The organism is Halobacillus trueperi (assembly GCF_003386945.1).
In the GTDB taxonomy this organism is placed as follows: domain Bacteria; phylum Bacillota; class Bacilli; order Bacillales; family Halobacillaceae; genus Halobacillus; species Halobacillus aidingensis.
The window spans coordinates 207,722-226,030 of the sequence record NZ_QUAE01000004.1 but is presented as its reverse complement, the minus strand read 5'-3'; the positions used below and the strand labels follow the sequence as shown (position 1 = coordinate 226,030).

Here is an 18,309-nt window from a genome sequence, read left to right as displayed (position 1 = left end):
AGGAGGAAATTTCGTGATAAAGAAAGTATGTACCCGCTGTCACAGAGCATCTTACAGTAGTAGTAATTACGGTCCCTGGGATTGTCCTATTTGCAATGAAGACCTCACAAATTCAGCACCTCTACCTATACATTCTCAAGAGCTTCACATCCCTAAAAAGAAAGTAATTAAAACTTATATTAAAAATAAGACGGCCTTATGAAGTGGTTCGCTAGTTTTTTCATTCTCATCCGCATCAGTTTCCTAGTGTACCCACAAATGGAAGACCAATATATCTCTTACCAACAAGACAAGATTATAGACAACTTCAATAAAGGAAGAGAGGGTGTTCTTTCTTCCTCTAATAAAATCTCAGAAAGTTATGCACATGTGAATAACTTATTAGATAAGCCCGCTCCCTCTCCCCAATTAACACAATTTCCACAAGAACTACAGGCGATTGCTACCCTTGAAATTCCTAAAATCCAATTAGGACTACCTGTGTTTGAAGGAGTTACGGAAGAAACCCTTTCTTACGGAGTTGGAATGATGAACAACTCCTTAGACCTTGAAAACAACGGAAATACCGCTCTTGCAGCTCATAGGGGTTATAGAGAAGGGAAATTGTTTAATAGACTAGATGAGGTTACAGAGGGAGATCACATTGTCCTGACAACCCCTAGTGGTTCTTATGAATATGAGGTTCGTTAAGCATTTCTTGTGAATCCCGATGATTTGAGTGTGCTAAAGCAGGATACATCTCATTCCATTGTTACACTAATTACCTGTGACCCGGTCCCAAATCCAAGTCATCGATTGATCGTTCAAGCTTTACGTAAGTGAATACCTTATAAATGATAGACAACGTATCCATACTTATACTTACATAAGTGACTTGAAACGTACCCTATAGAGAAAAACAAAAAACCGATGGGAAATCTATACGATTTTCCATCGGTTTCTTTCTTTATCTATATTTTTAAGGCAAGTATTTACGTGGGTTTACAGAATTAGAACGGGACCCGTTCCAGCTTCCTTCATGGATCTCAAAGTGAAGGTGCTGCCCAGTCGAAGCCCCTGTACTACCCATGTTTCCAAGAAACTGACCTCTAGATACAGATTGTCCTGCAGATACGGCAGGTGTACTTCTCATATGCGCATATACCGTCGTGAAAGTTTGTCCATTCATACGGTGGGAAATCATGACCACATTCCCGTAGCTTGATGAGTAATTGGCACGGATGACTGTTCCGTCTGCTGCGGCACTAATTGGGATAGTTCCTCCGCCAGCTAAATCAATTCCTGAGTGCAATTTTGGTTCTCCTGTAATCGGATGGATACGATTGCGATCAAACTCAGAAGTAACTCCTGCATTTGCCGGCCAACTGAATAGCGCTCCACTATTGGAAGAGGAGGACTCGGTGGACGAGCTCGAATTGGAACTAGAGTTGGAACTAGAGCTTGAGTTATTGCTGCTTGTGTTTGAAGCACTTGCTTTCTTTTCAGCAGCTGCTTTTTCAGCCGCAGCTTTTTCTGCTGCTCTCTTTCTAGCTTCTTCCTCCGCTTTACGCTGTCTTTCGCGTTCACGTTCAATTTCCTTCTGGATCGCAGCTTCCTGCGCAGCAAGGGTATCCTGCTCTTCTTCAATGTCCATTACATGGTTATGCGCAAGCTCTTCATCTCGTTCAAGGCTCTCCATCAATTCATTTTTTTCTTGTTTTTTCTGGTCGAGTTCTTGTTTCAAAGCTTCTAATTCTTGTAGCTTTTGCTCGAGAGATGCTAATTCTTCTTCAACTTGTGCTTTTTTCTTTTCTACTTCTTCTTTATCTGCTTTATGCTGTTCTAGAATTTCTTTATCCTGTGTAGCGATCGTGTTCAAACTCATGACACGCTCTAAGAAGTTTCCAAAGCTTTCAGCTCCCATAAGCACATCTAGGTAATCAATCGCTCCACCGTTTTGGTGCATGGATTTAACGCGATCCTTTAAAAGTTCATCTCGTTCGGCAATTCTTTTTTCAAGTTCAGCAATATCTGCTTTTAATTGCTCGATATTTTCTCTTGTTTTCGCAATTTCATTTTCTTTCGTTTCAATCTTATCCATCGCTTCCATCACTTGTTTGTCCAACTGTGCGATTTCTGCGTTCACTTTTTCTTGTTGTTGTTGAAGCTTTTCGATTTCTTCCTGCTTTTCTTGTTTTTCTTTTTCAATTTCAGACTGCTTGGCACGGTTCTCCTCTAGTTTATCTTGGTTCGTTTCTGCGTTGACTGTATTAGAATAGAGTGGAAAACCGGATAGAATAAGACTGACGGTCAGAGTGGCTACTAAAACTCTCAACTTCAAACTTTCTTCCTCCCCCGAATCCTTACCTGTTTATTTTTGGTAGATCAATAGATTTAAACTCTTAAATACTTACGTATAGACGTGAAACTTCCCCATAAACCAATGACGATCCCCATAAGGATCAGGAGTGCAGATACTTTCAACACGAATGGGTAAACGGGCAACAATTCAATGAACAATGTAGGGTATCGTGTGGTCACTTCTGTGTAAAGATAATCATATCCGAACACAACAACCGCGATCGGTATGAGTGAACCAAGAATACCGATCATCAATCCCTCAAAAAGAAATGGCCAACGGATAAACCAATTTGTCGCTCCGACCATTTTCATGATTTCAATTTCTTTCTTACGAGCAACGATGGTAATTCGAATCGTATTTGCAATCAAGAACATGGCTGTGAAAAGGAGACCGGCAATTATCGCAAGCCCTACATTACGAGCCACATCCATGACACTGAATAAACGCTGAACGGTTTCTTTGGCGTATTCGACTTTGGCTACACTATTAAAGTCTTCAATCGTCTGTGCGACTGTTATCGTATCTTCAGGTTCGACTGTTTTGACGATGTAGACGTCATTCAGTGGGTTTTCATCCTTTAAGGATTCAAACACTTCTCCATCATCGCCTAAACTATCAATCAGTCGATCCAACCCTTCTTCTTTGGACTGGAACTTCACGGAAGAAACCGCTGATACTTCTTCGATTTTATCCTTTAAGGCTTCACGACTCGTATCTTCAGCCGTTCTATCAATAAAGACGCGGACTTCTACGTCTTCTTCGATCTGTGATGCAAAGTCGTTTAAATTCAATAGCAATGTGGCAAAAACTCCAACTAGCAATAAGGTTACGGTCACAGCTGAAATAGAAGCTATGGACATCCACCTGTTTCTAGCTAAGCTTTTTACGCCTTCTTTGCCGTGGCGACCGAATGTTTTAAATTTCATAGTGGTGGTCACCCCGTGTAATCCGTTCAATCTCTCCACTGTGTAGAACGGAATCCCTCAGAACATAAGGTGCTAGACTGCGGTGATGCAGATCGAACAATTTATATCACTTCCTACTAAACTCTCATTTTGTGAATCTATGTTGTCTGTTGTATGTACTTTGAGTCGTCTGTTGCATTTTCCTATCTCATTATATCAAAGATATTCGCTAAATAAAGACAAATTATTATTACATTTATGTTTCAAACCATAACAAAACACACGTATGTTTGCCTTTTTCTTCGACAAAATATGCTCTTAACAAGAGCCGGGTTTGTGATTAAAGTCATAGGTTAATAGAACTAATGATTCCCTTCTTGATTTCAAGTTAAATTTTCCAACAATAGAGGGGCGTAACTGCGGATGAACATCTAAAAAAGAGCAAAAAAAATAAGACAATCCTTTTGGAATTGTCTTCATGAGCTTAATTTTTCATTTTCTTCAAGGTCTCCAGCTCGCGCTTGAGCCGGATATTTTCTTGACGTATTGAATCCAGACTTTCCGGTTTTCTTTGAATCGGTGATAAATGGACTTCATACCATGATTTTTTAAACGCGTCGTTGACATCACTCGTCCTTCTGATGATGGCTGAAGGATAATGGGACTTCAAGTGAGATACTTCTTTTTCAGAAAGCCTCAATTCTCTGAAGGAAATCCCCTCTTTGAAGGAATCTGACAAAAATTGGTCAAACTCGCTTTTGGACATGATACGCACCCCTCCTGATGAATGGTTCTTGTTACAAATATAAGAAGGGGGGACGCTTTTCATGACTTTTGATAAACAGTTTCTTTTACGACGACGTTTGCGACAACTTCCATAGGGTCGATCAGAGGAACGGGCAGGTGGTAAGGCTTCAACACGAGACCAATCTCTGTACAGCCTGAAATAATCAATTCTGCCCCATTGTCCAACAGTTCCTGGGAAGCGTCTTTCAATAGTTGAAGGGGTTCTCCATCCGTGTTTCCACTTTTAATCCCGTTTTCACCATAGATGGCTCGCATCACTTTTTCATTTTGTGTATATGGTGTTGGAGCGATCACTTCCAAATGATCAAAGTACTTCTGGAAAAGTCCCGTTTCCAAGGTGCCGGTAGTGGCGAGCACCCCGATTTTTGGAACGGTTGGATAATGATCCTGGATGAATTTCTTCAGTTCCAAGAAAGCATTCAGTAATGGGAAGGACACAGACTTTTGGACTTCTTCAATGAAGTAATGGGCGGTCATACATGGAATACACGCCACGTCCACGTCAAGCTTTTCTAAATTCTTAGCCGCATGGACCATTTCAGGAACAGGGTTTTCCCCTTTTCCTGAAATGGCTTCTGTACGGTCAGGAATCTTCGCATTGCTGTCTATGATCACTCGATAATGCTCTTGATCTTTACTTGCATTCGTCGCTCTTATAATCTTCATATAACATTCGGCGGTTGCCTCAGGTCCCATTCCCCCGAGTATGCCGATAATTTTATCATTCACTGTTATGCCTCCTAACGAAAGACCGGGACCTTGCTGTATCAATTTAATCAGAGGATTCCTGCTACTCTGTTCTTCAATGGCTTGAACAATTTCTCTTCATCCATTTCCGGACGTTTCTTGTTCAACTGTTCGAGGGCGATTTTCGCTCCAGGGTCCATCCCCTGACATCCTGCTAACAAGACCACATCGTCTTTTTCTGCTTCTGAGAGCGCATGGTGGATGGCATCATCCAACTCTTTATACAAGTCTACATGGATGCCCGCTTCCTCCATCATTTCCTGGAAGACACGCAGCTCTTCTTCTGTCACCCGGTCTTTTTCATCCACATGGGAATGGCTGAGGGTTGCAATCACTTCCGTCAGACCCAATTTCGGCGCCCATTCCACAATAGCTTTTGCATTTTCTCTGTTGACTGTAATCCCACGACTTCCTCGAATCGCATAGACGAGCTTAAGATTTGAATATTCCATTTGCTGCAAAGTGTTCAAGGTGACGTTGATATTTCCATAGTTGGCGAAGTGGTCGTCCAAAATTTTAATATCATCCTCAAACACCATCTCAAAACGTCGCTCTACACCACCGAAGGCTTTCAATCCGGCTTGAATGGTTGGAATCGGTACCTTATTTAACAACCCTACAGTGATAGCTACCATGGAATTGTAAACAGAATGATACCCTGGTGTGGAGAGCTCAATAGGAAACTCTTGCGGCTCATAAGTTTTCCCCTCTACGGTAAATGGTTTGCGGATTTCAACGTTGAATTTCGCTCGGCCTGTGGAAAGGTCCAAATCTTTACATACCAGATCTCCATCTCCTGTTTCTACGCTGAATGTGAGTACATTGGCTTTCGTTTCGTCGATCAAGGATGCGGAATAAGAATCATCAAGGTTCAAAATGGCCCATTTATCTTCACCAGCATTGCGGATCAGGCTCGCTTTACTGTTGAAATACTCTTCGAAAGAACCATGCAGGTCGATATGCTCGCGGCTAATGTTATTTAGTGTAACGATATCAAAATCTACACTTCCTACTCTGCTTAAATCCAAAGCTGAGGAGGAAACTTCCATCGTGACATGAGATACATCCTGGTCTCTCATTTGAGCAAAATAATGATGCAGGTCAAGCGATTCCGGCGTCGTCAGCTTTGTGGGCTCGGAATAGTCACCAAACTTGACCACGACAGTACCAATCAATCCTGTCTTAAGACCATGCTCTTCAAGAATGGCATCCGTCATAAATGAAGTGGACGTTTTCCCGTTTGTCGCTGTAATCCCGATTGTTTTCATTGCGTTTGAAGGGTGGTTATAAAAAGCATCGCTTAGTGCGGCCAGGGCACGACGGCTGTCTTTCACCTGATATTGTGGAAGGTCTTCCCATCCGGACTGATAATCCTCGACCACAATGGCAGCCGCTCCTTTTTTCACTGCTTCCGCTACATAACGGTGTCCATCCGTCTTGAAGCCTTTAATACAGACAAACACATCTCCCTGCTCTACATTTCTTGAATTGTATGCGAGTCCTCGGATGTCCAGGTCCCTATCATTCCATGACTCCAGTATATTGATGAATGATAATAATTCTTTCAACTTAGCCATTCTTATCTACCTTCCCTGCATTGTTTTAGCCTGTTCAATGGAATTCAACTTCGTTCCGTCCATATCGTTCGATTATTGGTTAGCATTTCCTACGGTCCGCCATCTATATTCTCAGCAGCATGACGGAGTATAGGTTATCTGTTCTTCTTCGTTACTTTGTTTACCACAAGGTTCGCCAACTTCTTCCCAAAGGAGAACGCTGGTTTTGGATCTTTCGGATCCCAAATGGCATGGGCTTTCGGTCTGAAATAAGACTTCAAGACCTTCTGAGGAGAGAGTTGTCCTGTTTTGATATATTCCCTGACTGCCAGAAGGTCCTCGTAGGCATACCAGAAAACAAGATTTTGATCCTCTTCCACCGCTTTTGGTTCCACCGGGTCCCCAATCAACTCTTTATACGTGATATAAGGGATGTTGATACCTGTTTTTTGTAATAGGTGATTCAAATTCGTGATACGTACATTGATTTCAATCAAATAGTATTGGCCGGTTTCGGCGTCCTTTTTGAATTCAATTTCAGCGAAACCTTTATATCCGATTCCTTCCAAGAACTTCGCACCAAGTTCATAAAGCTCCGGCACATACTTTTGCTGGGTGTAAACAGATGCCCCGTAATTCACAGGGAATTGGCGAAGCTTTTGGCAAGTCACCCAATGCGTCACCTTGGAGTTTTGATCCAGGTAGGCATCAAACGTGTACATATGGTCATCAAAACCAGGAATAATTCGCTGGACGATGACTTCTATATTCGCTTCTTTCGCTTGTTCAACTTTTTCTATTAACTCTTCTTTATTATGAACTTTGAAAAGCTTCCTTCTGAATTTGGATACAAAAGCTGGTGAGTCCACCGGCTTTACGAGACAAGGGTATTGAATTTCCTCTTCCACTCTTTCTACAAGGTTCTCATCATCCACTTGAACCGTTTCAGGAACAGCTACTCCATGCTGGGAAGCCAGCGTGTGGAGAGTGCCTTTGTCCATTATCTTAGTATATAATCCTTGTTCCGTTTGAGGAATAAGGAAATATTCCCTTAATTCCGGCAGATATTCATCCACGAATTCCACATATGGATCGGCTGTCGGAATAAGTACAGGGGCGTCGTCCTGCTTTTTGGCATAATCAATCAAGAAAGTCTTCAAACCTTCTGGATCTTCCTTATAGTGAGGCCCAATCAATGCTTCTGAACAATATTTGGACTCAAGGCCGTAGGCACCTTCCCAGTCATAGTCCACTGCTGCAACGTGAACATCATGAATCCCTAGACATCTGATCGTACTCAGTCCAATATAATAGTTCGCTCCTAGAACAACCGCTTTATTCGCCATGAGATATCCCCTTTTCCATCTGTTGAATTGTACTTGATCATATATAGAACACGTATTTATTTTGGTTGTTTTCTTTCTATATGTAAACATATCTATTTTACCACAAACAGGTACCTAACAAAACGTAAACCCCTCTATCAAAGACAACCCTAGTCTTAATAACACGCTTCGTTATTAAGTATATGGCAGGATTCCTGAAGACTCAGTTTCGGGATGTTTTTGAGTGGATGGGGCTGCGGGGAATGACTCGCTTTCCACGGGAGCGCGGGAGTCTCCCCATTCCCCTCCGCCCCTTTACCATGTAAGTGTCTCGAAACCACTTCTAGAATAAGCAGCCATTCAGCTTGATGGAATTGTAAGAATAAACTCCCATGCTCAGGTGTTAGAATCCTGAAAACTTGATACAGCGCGCTTTATGCTTCTAACAGTGGGATGGTGGAAGGCAAATCCAACTTGGCAAAGGGGGTCGTTACTCACCTATATCGAATGGGGTGGTTGGGAAGCTGCGAGACTCCCGTGGGAGAAGGAGATAGGCGAGATCCCGCAGGACGCAGTCCGAGGAAGCTCGGCGCTCCCCACAGGAAAGCGAGTAGCTTCCCAGCCACCCCTGACTCCTATTATGGCAAACGGAGCCCAAAAACATCTCGAAACTGAGTCTTCAAGTATAGGGAGCTAATCTGAGGGTAAACTCTGTCTAAAAAAGAAAGTGGCACCTTTTATGCAGGGCCACTTTTGTTGAAGCATTTATTTGAATGTCTGGTGGCTGAAATCGACTTCAGCTGGGACTTGGTCTTGTTGGATTGTAGGGTTTTGGATTTTCTTAAAGCGACGGGCAACTTTATCGACGGCATATAATACAAGGAACGTAAGCAGAACGGTTAAAGACAACACATAAAGAGATGTAAGCATGAGCTATGATCCCCTTTCCTTTTTATAATTTCAGGTAGGAACAAACATAAACTTCCCCCATGGATCAGCCCGTTTATTCGCCTGTATTTTATTAAATCCTAGTATATAATACCAAATTCTACACTGAAGTAAATATATATTTGCAAATTCTTGTATATTCACATAAATACTTATAAATACAAACGCATACATAAAGATTGATCATTTATAAAATCTCTTTTAGACATAAAAAAACAGCCCCTTTCTGCCCGAAAAGACGGCTGTTCTTTCTCTGTTATAACTGGAATTCCCACTCTTCCTTTAAATCTATATATGCAGCATAAAGTCGAGTAGCTAACTCATCTTCACTTTTCGTTCCATCCTCTAATCCGAGTTTAGGAAGAAGGATCTCAGCAACTTCCCTGGTCATGGTATTTTTTTCTGTAGGTTTTAAGGTCGGGTAACGATGAACATAGGTTTTCAATAGATTCCAATCTTTTTTCGTAACGTTTTGTCTCTCCCAGTCTCCAACGACTTGTTGATCCGATTTCAGGTCACGGTTTTCGATCTCTTTTTCCACGAGTGTCTGTTTCTTTTTCGAACGTTGTTTTTTCCGTTCGTGGATCACAATCGTTCCACCGACAAGATCGCCCAGTCTCTTATGCTGGGGATGGAAGAAAACCATCAACATCCCGATCAGATAATAGAAGGGAAGCATATCGATGATTCGTAATAAATTTCGGATCAATATAGATAGGGCGGTTGCTTTTCCTCCATCTTCTTTGACGACACGAAGACCGAGCAACATTTTGCCCAGGGTTTTACCCCCGCTGAGCCATTCGAATAAGAAGAAATAGCCCCATTGGATGCCAAATAAGATAAGAATGACAAAAGCGATTACCCACCCGCGGCCTTCCAACATGAAGTTCAAGTGGTTTTCTGTAAAAAGGAGGAGCGCAATCATTCCGCTATATAATAAGCCCAAGAGAATGGAGTCGACAATTTGAGCCGCTCCCCTGCTTCCTAAGCCTGCCAGCTGGAAATTCAAAGTCACATGTTCCGGGGTCTTCACTTTCCATCTTTCCTGCATCTTCTTCCTCCCTCCTTATGGGTTCCCATATGTCTTTTGTTTTTCTATAATAGATGTAGAATGTAAAAAATTCCCGTATTGCAGGTGAAACCATGAACTATCGATCTTTCGTCCAACGCCACCGTGAAGAGTGGAAACGTTTAGAAGAGCTGATTCAGTTGCTACATAAGAACAGACGCCAGTGGGCACCGAAACATTTAGAAGAGTTTCAGCGCCTGTACCAAAAAGTCACGCAGCATCTTGCTTACAGTCAAACATACTTTGCAGAAGAAGAAACGACCGGTTACTTGAACGACCTTGTGACAAAGGCGCATAACATGCTTTACCAGGAAAGCACATCCAATTGGAAACAAGTGAAGCAAATGTTCGGAATTTCATTCATTACACTCATCGGTGAACAATGGAAATTCGTTGTCATCAGCATGCTGTTGTTCTTTTTAGGTAGTTTGGCTGCTTTTCTTGCTGTTTACCAGGATCCGATGAGCCTTTACACGATTTTGCCTGATTCTATCGCTCAATCTGTAGATCCGAGCCGGCTTGGCAGCCAGGACGGTGGGGTTAATTCTCCTGTCATGTCAGCGGAAATTATGACCAATAATATTCAAGTTGCTTTTCTTGCTTTTGCCGGAGGCGTGACCTTCGGGTTGCTGACCGTTTATCTTCTCATCTACAACGGAATCATTGTCGGTGCCCTGGCCGCTTTGTTCATGGTTCATGGAAAAACCTATGACTTCTGGGCCTATATCGTCCCGCATGGAATCATTGAACTGACAGCAATCTTCATCGCGGGCGGTGCGGGTCTTTTGATGGGCTATAAGCTCTGGGTCCCCGGCAAACGAACGCGCAGCTATCAATTAAAAACCTATGCCTACCGATCCGTTCTGTTGTTGATTGGAACACTCCCGCTCTTTATCATCGCAGGTATTGTAGAAGGTTACATCACCCCTTCTACCTTATCCCTTGAAGCGAAATACGCGTTTGCATTCGTTACCGTCCTCGGGCTTTTGGCATACGTAACCATTGGAAAAATTAATGCCGGCAAAACTAAAGAAGTCCACGGTTCATAATATTGATGTAATGGGAAACGGCAGAAGTCGCTAACTCCTCCTCCGGTGCCTCGATCATCTGGAGACCTTGTCGCTCCCATTTTTTCAGCTCCTGCTTTTTATCCAAGACATGCTTTTGGGCCATCGTTTTCACTAATGTGGTCTGTACATCCTCAGGCTCTCTTCTTGTCTGGGAATCTATGACTCTGTCTTCAATTCCGATCATTAAGAACAAATGCGAGCGCCGCAACCGTTGTAAATAATGCAAAGCTGCTTCTTCGTATAGAAAAGTGCTCACATCACTGAACAATAAAAGGAGGCTCCTCCTGCTTTGTACCTTCTGCAGGTGTTGGAACACAGCCGTATAGTTGGATTCGAATCCTTCGACTTTCAAGTTATAAATTTCTTTTAGGATGGTTTGCATATGCGCCATCCCTTTTGCTGGTGGAACATACACATGAACGTGTTTTGAAAAAGCGAGAACCGCCACGTAATCGCCGCGCTTCAAGGCAGCGGTCGCCACCGTCATCGCAGCCTCGAGAGACTTCTCCAATCGATTGTTCTCCTCAAGCTCCACGCCCATCATACGTCCACAGTCGATTAATAAGGTAACAAACTTTCCGTGTTCTGGTTCATACTCGTTGGTCATCAGGTTCTGAACTTTCGCGGTTTGTCTCCAATTGATCTTCCGGATATCATCTCCTACAACATAAGGACGGATTTTACTGAACTCTCCCGTTCCCACCTGACGTCTCTTCAGTCGTGTTCCCTCGTAAAGAAGGAAACGCTGCGCGTCCTCCAGGAAGTTTCTGCTTTCCGTGAGATCCGGAATGATCCGAACGCTATCGGTTTGCTCCACCCTCATCTGTTTTTCCCATAAACCAAAGCGAGAACGATAGCGGACATGAAGGTGAGGAAGCGTGTAGTCTCCGCGTTGTTCGGCGTGAAAAAGATAGGTAATGCGGGCTTCCTCATATCCCTGGATTTCTTTTTTCAAAGGAAAGGGTTGGCTGAACGATTGCGGAAAGTGATCGATCACTTTCATCGCCAACCTTTTGTCAGAAGCATTCCTGACCAACACTGAGACCTCGTTTTCGATCCCCCGCTCCATTTCTCCATCCATCACCCGTCGAATTTGAAGCTCTTTCCGTTTAGGTGAAAAAGTAAGGTCAATCAAACTCAATAATAAAATCGCTCCATTCGAAGCGATGATGAAAGGCCACGAAACACCTGTCCATGTGAGTAGAATCAACACGGTGGATAAGGCGAGTATAAACAAGAGCAGACGTTTCGTTGGAACAATCCCTTTATCGCGGAACAGGAACTGATCCCACAAGTTCTTGAATGATTTGGCCATGGGTCACTCCCTCCAGTTCCATATGGGGCGCTAAAATCACCCGGTGTCTCAAGGAAGCCAGCGCGACCTTTTTGACATCGTCAGGGGTGACGTAGTCCCGTGATTCCAAGTATGCCCACGCTTTCGCTGCTTTCGCAATCGCAATACCTGCCCGCGTACTTGCTCCATGGCGGATCGATTCCGTTTCACGCGTCTTACGAACGATTGACATGATGTAACCATACATTTCATCGGTCATCGTGACGCCCGCTATCTCAACACTGATCCTGTTGAACTCTTCAACCGTCAACAGTGGTTGAACCGATTCCTCTTGTTTGAATATAATCATCTGCTTAAGCACGGCCACTTCTTCTTCCATGGACGGAAAATCGATATGTAATTTGAACAAAAAGCGATCCTGCTGCGCTTCCGGTAGTGGGTACGTCCCTTCAAACTCCACCGGGTTTTGGGTCGCGACAACGAAAAAAGGATCTGGAAGTGTGTACGTTTCCCCCTGGATGGTCATTTGCTTTTCTTCCATCGCTTCAAGCAAGGCCGCTTGTGTTTTCGCCGGTGTCCGGTTGATTTCATCAGCAAGCAGGACATTCGTAAACACAGGTCCTTTCATCGTCTCAAAATCACCGGTTTTCATGTTATAGATCATGCTTCCGGTAATATCGCTCGGTAAGAGGTCCGGCGTGAACTGAATCCGCTTGAAGTCGCCTCCAAGGAGGTTCGCTAACGTTCGGACCATTTTTGTTTTCCCGGTTCCAGGAACACCTTCTAACAACACATGTCCGCCAACAAGGACGGACGCGAGCATCAAACGGACATTCTCGGACTGCCCATAAACCCTTTGTTCATAGGCTTGTATCAACTCAGCTAATTTTTCATTCATGACCCTTGCACCTCTTTCCTCATCTGATCGAACGTATGCGACCAATCTAAAAATGCCTTTTTATCTACACCCGTTAAGTTTTCCAACGGCTCCACGGTTTTCGTCCATTTCTCCCAATCCCGATAATCCTGATCATTCAACCGATACGATAGCGTGTGACGAATCTCCTCCCAGGACGCCTGGGATGATACACCAAACCGCTCCTGTAAAAGCTTTCGAATATAGGATTCCTGAACGGCTAGCGATTCTCTGTAAAACTCACCTTTTCGGTACCAGGCAGCAAGAGCCTGCAGGCGTTCATCCCCGAATCGCACAACCGCTTCTCTCGGCATAAACGACGGACCGAACCTTTTGCCCTGCATCCATAAAAAGAAAAGCATAAACAAAGCAAGCTGTAGGGTGAAGACGATCAGCCACTTCGGATAGACGTCCAATCCGGCAAAAAAACCATCCTGTCCATGGATATATTCATCAAACCAAATCCTACTGTATTCGGCTTCTGATGCTAATATCGATGTGATCACTTCATAATGTTCTCGGTCCGTGATCATTCCATTTGTGAACCAATCCGGATTCATGCCAACAATCAGCGCACCATCCCCATAAGAACGCTGGAAGGCCAGCACACCTTGACGATCACTCAATAGGACATCATCCGATCCCTTCGTCTGCAGCCGGTGCTCCTGTTGAACCTCAACGGTATATGTACGACCATTCTCATCCTCCACCGTCGTTTCACCTACAGGTAAGACACCATAGTCTACTTGGGTATCAAAATAACCGACAGGATTGTTTTTCATCAGCCAGATGGTATTCCCCTCTTCCATCCACTCTTCATACTGATGCATCTCAGCTCCGCTGACGGTGGAAAAAGGCTCGATCATCAAAAGCGTTTGTCGGCCACTTGCTTCCGGCAGCCGGCTCGGTTTGCTATCCCAGCGTGCAGATTCCTCACCTTGTTCATCTAGAAGCGTGTAAAAGGCCTTGATTCCTGTCTGTGAAGGGGAATCAGATAGAAAAGGAGGGTACGGTTCTGGACGTCCGCTGGAGAGCCAATAAAGAATGCCTGCAAGAAGGGCAAAGGTGACAGCGATCCAAAGCCACGTTTTCTTTGTAGTGATCACGCTTCTCTCCTCCCTTCTTGATCCATCCACTGAAACGCCCGAAAGCGGAATTCATCAAACTCCTCTTTCTGGAGTGTCCGATTTCCATAGGTGATTTGATCAAAGGTTTTCGCAAGGAAAGAAAAGTCAGCACTTAGCGCATGATTTGAGTCTTGCAGTTCTTTTTCATAGTCCCCGTTCGTTTTCCACGTTTTCACCTCGACAAGGTCCCTCGTATCAAAATCCAACAGCATACCAAGAAAAACATGACGGGCTGCCTCAGAAAATTGACCACCTGCCGCTCGTGCGTCCGCTTCCTGCACATGCTTCTCTGACGACCATGCCAAGTCTGAAGTCATACTGAAGGTACGCTTTTCAGACAACTTCTTCTCACCCGAGAGCCGTCCCACAAGCTTAATGACAAGAAACAACAGGATGCCGATTCCGATGAAACCAAAAAAATAGATCCAGCCGTTAATGGCAGAATCAGAGACTTGGAAATTAGGAAACCAAGTCTCAAGCAACTCTTTCACCCATTGGGCAATGACATCCAAAAAACGTTGACTCGCCGTCTGAGATTCCTGCTCATACGCTTGATACTCCGGACGCTCGAGAATTTCCTTCAGTTGTTCTTTTCCTTCATTTGATCGACTCACATGATTCACCTACGTTCATGATTCTTTGTAAGAAGCAATCATATCTTTCAAATCATCCGCTTCGTTCCTTGTTTTCAAGTCAAAAAACAGCACCGTATAACCGACCATCATAAACAATGTCGTAATGATGGAAGCAAGGTCTGTCAGCACACGGCCCAGAAGACTACCACCTAAAAGAAGCGCAGAGACCCCCTCCATTACGGAAGTAAGCAAGATGGTGATGATGAAGAAGACGATGAACAATCCGAATGTGAACCAGAAGCGTCCTTTCGTCAGCTGCCAGCTTTTTGAAAAACCCGGGGCGACCTTTTGGAAAACGATCGCTCCAAAAAACATGCTCAGTTTGGTCACAAAAAAAGCGACCGCCGCGAAAAACAACAGACCGAGGATGATCGACATAATGAATCCTACTCCAAAGCCATCCCTCGCAAAGCTAATGCCTCCTAAAATACCGAAAAGAAGAAACCCGATAAAGACGGCGACTCCGAATATGACTCCCATCAAGGCTGTGCTTCCAATGATCGGCCAAAACCTTGAGAACGCCCCTTTAATCGCTTGACCTTTGGACCAGGTTTCACTCTTCAGTGCTTTACTCGTCGCTACAATGACCGATGCCTGGGCAATCGGATAGATGATAATGGCAAGAACAGTAGAAACAAGTAAATACAACATTTCCATACCGATCCCAAGATTTGTCGCCACAAGCTCCTGGGTAGCCGCTGCCGTATCCAGGTTGTTCAGGACCCCTTCTGTGAATCCTCCTCCTGACGGCTCGCGGAACAAGTTGATCCCGCTCAGCACCATGAATAAGTAATCAAATATGTAGAGCGGCGCAAATATAATGAGTAATGTGAGAAATAAAGGACCGAAGTTTTTCTTTGATATACTGAATGTATGATCAAGTATTTCGCCAAACGTCTTTGGCTTTGTCTGAAGTTGTTCCATGATCATCCTCCTAACTAGTATCTTTCTACTATTCTAACATTTTAACGTTTCGTTTTGACAAAAAAAGACAGACATATCCAAAATCTAAAAGGTAAGGGAGTGACCGTCGTGCACGAAAAAGTTGGCACGTGTGCTGAATGCGGCACAACGATCTATTGTGAAAATGGGTTCTTGAATGGGGTTTTGTCTGAAAGCAAAACACTGAACTGCTTCACCTGCGATGAACAGAAACATCAAAATCGTGTACAGCTTTCTCCTTATCAATCCGAATGGCCTGAGGCCTTCGCTAGAGAAAAAAACGCCATCATACAAGAACTCGGGGATCCGACCATTCCCATCGAGCACATTGGGAGTACTTCTGTACCAAACCTCCCCGCTAAGCCAATTATTGATATTTTATTAGGGGTGGAGGACCTTGATGAGTTCACACGCTACATTCCTCCCCTTTCACAAGCAGGGTATGAATATGTTCCTAAGCCTGAATTAAGGACAAGACGCTTTTTCAAAAAAGAAACCAATACGAACGACACCTTCCACCTGCACATCTGTGAATGGAAAGGCTCCGAGTGGGAGGAAAAAATTATATTCCGAAACTACTTGCGTGCGAACCCGGGATCCGCCAAAGCCTATGAATCTCTAAAAAAACAGTTAGCTGAGACCTATAGAGAACGCTCGGTGTACACAGAGAAAAAAGGGCCCTTCATCCAGTCCATTCTTGATCTTGCATATAAAAAAGGCTGAGAGCTTCATTCTCAGCCTTTTCCCTTTATAACTCTTGAAGGTATTTACAAACCGTTTCTATCCCTTTAGTGAAATTCTCAAGATGAAAATGTTCATTTGGCGCATGCAGGTTTTCTGTCGGAAGTCCGAAGCCCATCAATACGACCGGTGCATCTAACACACGACCGAAAACTTCGACAATTGGAATCGAACCGCCCTCCTTGGGGAATAGCGGCCGCACATCGTACACACTTTCAAACGCATCTGCCGCTTTTTGAATATAAGGATTTTTTGAATCAATCGCCACCGGGTCTGCTTTAATGTACTGATGAAGGTCAACTTTCGCACCCACTGGTCGGTTATCGGCTACATGACGTTGAATCGCCTCAAAAACCTTCTGGGGATCCTGTCCACCAACGAGACGGCAGCTGATTTTCGCACTCGCTTCTTTAGGAACGATCGTTTTCAAGCCTTCGCCTTGGAATCCACCTGTAATTCCGTTGATTTCAAGCGTCGGTCGGATACCGACACGCTCATGAAAAGTGAACCCTTCCTCTCCGAAAAGTTCATCAAGTTCTAATTCCTGCTTGGTGCGCTCTTCATTGAATGGGACTTCCGCTACTTCTTTTCTTAAAGCTTCTGTAGGTTCCGGAACACCTTTGTAAAAGCCTTCAACGGCAATACGGCCATTTTCTTCATGCAGCGAATCCAACAGTTGGACGAGGGCATGAATCGAATTTGGTACGCCACCGCCATAGGTGCCCGAATGCAAATCCGAATTGGCGGTTGTGACAGTCAGCTCCATAGCCAAAGCCCCACGTAAAGATGTACAGATGGCCGGCTGCCCTTTCTCACTAAAGGACGTATCACTGATGACTACCGCATCACAAGCAAGCTTTTCCTCATTATCCTGAATGAAAGGACCAAGGTTCGGGCTTGCGATTTCCTCTTCTCCTTCAATGACAAACTTCACATTGACCGGAAGCTCGCCCTTTTCTTTCATAAGAAGATCGACTGCTTTGATATGGATAAAGAGCTGACCTTTATCATCCGTAGCTCCCCTGGCGAAAATTTTCCCGTCTCTGATAACCGGTTCAAATGGCGGGGTTTCCCATAAGTCAATCGGATCTTCCGGCTGCACGTCATAGTGACCGTACACAAGAACCGTCGGCTTTCCTTTTGCATGAAGCCAATCCGCATAAACAATTGGATGCCCCTCTGTAGGGATGACTTCCACATTCTCCATGCCGGCTTTTTTCAAGGCACTCGCTGTCCAATCCGCCGCCTCTTTGACGTCTTCTTTATGTTTAGACAAGGAAGAAATACTTGGTATGCTTAAATACTGTTTTAATTCTTCAATAAACTGACCTTTATGTAACTCAACTGCTTCCTTCACCTTTTTGTCCTCCTTCTAATCATTTTCTTTCATTATACCGAAATTTTCTTAATCGCTGAAACACAGACACCTCTTCTCTTCAACAAAAGCTCTCGATTGTGGAAGACTCAGTTTCGAGATAATCCGGGGTTCGTTTGCCTCATTTGGAGTCAGGGGTGGTTGGGAAGCTACTCGCTTTCCTGTGGGGGAGCGCCGAGCTTCCTCAGGCTATCGCCTTGCGGGATCTCGCCTATCTCCTTCTCCCACGGGAGTCTCGCAGCTTCCCAACAACCCCATTCCATGTAAGGGAGAAACGAACCCCTATACCGAGAACGAGTTTCTCCCACTCTTCTCTCCTAAGCATGCATAAAGCGCTCTGGATCAAGCTTTTACGTTGTGTTTATCCACTTCCCTCAATCATACAAGCTGATTTTTCCAGAAGTGGTTTCGAGAATCTTCCATGGCAAAGGGGCGGAGGGGAATGGGGAGACTCCTACCTTAAGTGTGCAGGCGCCTCGATCAGCGGCGTATGGACTGGACTGAGCTGGCG

16 protein-coding genes and 1 pseudogene are annotated in these 18,309 nt (G+C 44.3%); 3 read left to right on the top strand and 14 right to left on the bottom strand.

Annotated elements, in window-relative coordinates:
* Window positions 1-198: 198 nt before the first annotated feature.
* Window positions 199-822: pseudogene (locus tag DYE48_RS07600) on the top strand (class D sortase).
* Between the two features lie 136 nt (window positions 823-958).
* Here the strand turns inward: DYE48_RS07600 and DYE48_RS07590 are convergent.
* The 8 genes from DYE48_RS07590 to DYE48_RS07555 all read right to left on the bottom strand — a co-directional run bounded on the left by DYE48_RS07590 (window position 959) and on the right by DYE48_RS07555 (window position 9,680).
* Window positions 959-2,320 carry a murein hydrolase activator EnvC family protein gene (locus tag DYE48_RS07590; protein ID WP_115823104.1) on the bottom strand — a complete coding sequence of 454 codons (1,362 nt, stop codon included), beginning with the start codon at window positions 2,318-2,320 and terminating at the stop codon, window positions 959-961.
* A 53-nt stretch (window positions 2,321-2,373) separates the two neighbouring features.
* Entirely contained in the window at window positions 2,374-3,267 is an 894-nt protein-coding gene (gene ftsX, locus DYE48_RS07585) for a permease-like cell division protein FtsX (protein WP_089650586.1), read from the bottom strand.
* A 463-nt stretch (window positions 3,268-3,730) separates the two neighbouring features.
* A complete protein-coding gene (locus DYE48_RS07580) occupies window positions 3,731-4,012 on the bottom strand; it encodes a hypothetical protein (protein WP_115823103.1) in 282 nt (93 codons plus the stop codon).
* A 59-nt stretch (window positions 4,013-4,071) separates the two neighbouring features.
* Complete coding sequence (gene cuyB / locus DYE48_RS07575; protein WP_115823102.1) at window positions 4,072-4,782, bottom strand: cysteate racemase; 711 nt, start codon at window positions 4,780-4,782, stop codon at window positions 4,072-4,074.
* A 47-nt stretch (window positions 4,783-4,829) separates the two neighbouring features.
* Window positions 4,830-6,377, bottom strand: a complete 1,548-nt coding sequence (locus DYE48_RS07570) for a Mur ligase family protein (protein ID WP_115823101.1) — start codon at window positions 6,375-6,377, stop codon at window positions 4,830-4,832.
* 134 nt (window positions 6,378-6,511) lie between these two features.
* On the bottom strand, window positions 6,512-7,702 hold the full coding sequence (locus DYE48_RS07565) for a carboxylate--amine ligase (protein ID WP_115823100.1): 1,191 nt from the start codon (window positions 7,700-7,702) through the stop codon (window positions 6,512-6,514).
* Between the two features lie 744 nt (window positions 7,703-8,446).
* Complete coding sequence (locus DYE48_RS21130) at window positions 8,447-8,611, bottom strand: hypothetical protein (RefSeq protein ID WP_167449466.1); 165 nt, start codon at window positions 8,609-8,611, stop codon at window positions 8,447-8,449.
* A 274-nt stretch (window positions 8,612-8,885) separates the two neighbouring features.
* Window positions 8,886-9,680, bottom strand: coding sequence for an RDD family protein (locus DYE48_RS07555; RefSeq protein WP_115823098.1), 795 nt, complete (start codon window positions 9,678-9,680; stop codon window positions 8,886-8,888).
* A gap of 92 nt (window positions 9,681-9,772) precedes the next feature.
* On the opposite strand from DYE48_RS07555, the gene DYE48_RS07550 reads away from it, so the two are divergent.
* Window positions 9,773-10,747, top strand: a complete 975-nt coding sequence (locus DYE48_RS07550; protein WP_115823097.1) for a stage II sporulation protein M — start codon at window positions 9,773-9,775, stop codon at window positions 10,745-10,747.
* Here DYE48_RS07550 and DYE48_RS07545 read toward each other — a convergent pair.
* From DYE48_RS07545 to DYE48_RS07525, 5 genes are read right to left on the bottom strand one after another with little or no spacing between them, the layout of a single operon-like run.
* Entirely contained in the window at window positions 10,725-12,083 is a 1,359-nt protein-coding gene (locus DYE48_RS07545) for a DUF58 domain-containing protein (RefSeq protein ID WP_115823096.1), read from the bottom strand. The genes DYE48_RS07550 and DYE48_RS07545 overlap by 23 nt on opposite strands.
* A complete protein-coding gene (locus tag DYE48_RS07540) occupies window positions 12,034-12,960 on the bottom strand; it encodes an AAA family ATPase (RefSeq protein ID WP_115823095.1) in 927 nt (308 codons plus the stop codon). The genes DYE48_RS07545 and DYE48_RS07540 overlap by 50 nt, the downstream gene beginning before the upstream one ends.
* Window positions 12,957-14,084 (bottom strand): DUF4350 domain-containing protein, encoded by a 1,128-nt coding sequence (locus DYE48_RS07535; RefSeq protein WP_167449465.1) that lies wholly within the window; start codon window positions 14,082-14,084, stop codon window positions 12,957-12,959. Before DYE48_RS07535 ends, DYE48_RS07540 begins: the two co-directional genes overlap by 4 nt.
* Window positions 14,081-14,719, bottom strand: coding sequence for a DUF4129 domain-containing protein (locus tag DYE48_RS07530; RefSeq protein ID WP_115823093.1), 639 nt, complete (start codon window positions 14,717-14,719; stop codon window positions 14,081-14,083). Before DYE48_RS07530 ends, DYE48_RS07535 begins: the two co-directional genes overlap by 4 nt.
* A 15-nt stretch (window positions 14,720-14,734) precedes the next feature.
* Window positions 14,735-15,664: a hypothetical protein gene (locus DYE48_RS07525; RefSeq protein ID WP_115823092.1), complete on the bottom strand. Its 930-nt coding sequence runs from the start codon at window positions 15,662-15,664 to the stop codon at window positions 14,735-14,737.
* Window positions 15,665-15,772: 108 nt separating this feature from the next.
* Here DYE48_RS07525 and DYE48_RS07520 point away from each other — a divergent pair, with 108 nt between their 5' ends.
* Window positions 15,773-16,405, top strand: coding sequence for a GrpB family protein (locus tag DYE48_RS07520; protein WP_167449464.1), 633 nt, complete (start codon window positions 15,773-15,775; stop codon window positions 16,403-16,405).
* 25 nt (window positions 16,406-16,430) lie between these two features.
* On the opposite strand, the gene DYE48_RS07515 is transcribed toward DYE48_RS07520, so the two are convergent.
* Window positions 16,431-17,780 (bottom strand): dipeptidase, encoded by a 1,350-nt coding sequence (locus DYE48_RS07515; protein ID WP_115823091.1) that lies wholly within the window; start codon window positions 17,778-17,780, stop codon window positions 16,431-16,433.
* Between the last annotated feature and the right edge of the window lie 529 nt (window positions 17,781-18,309).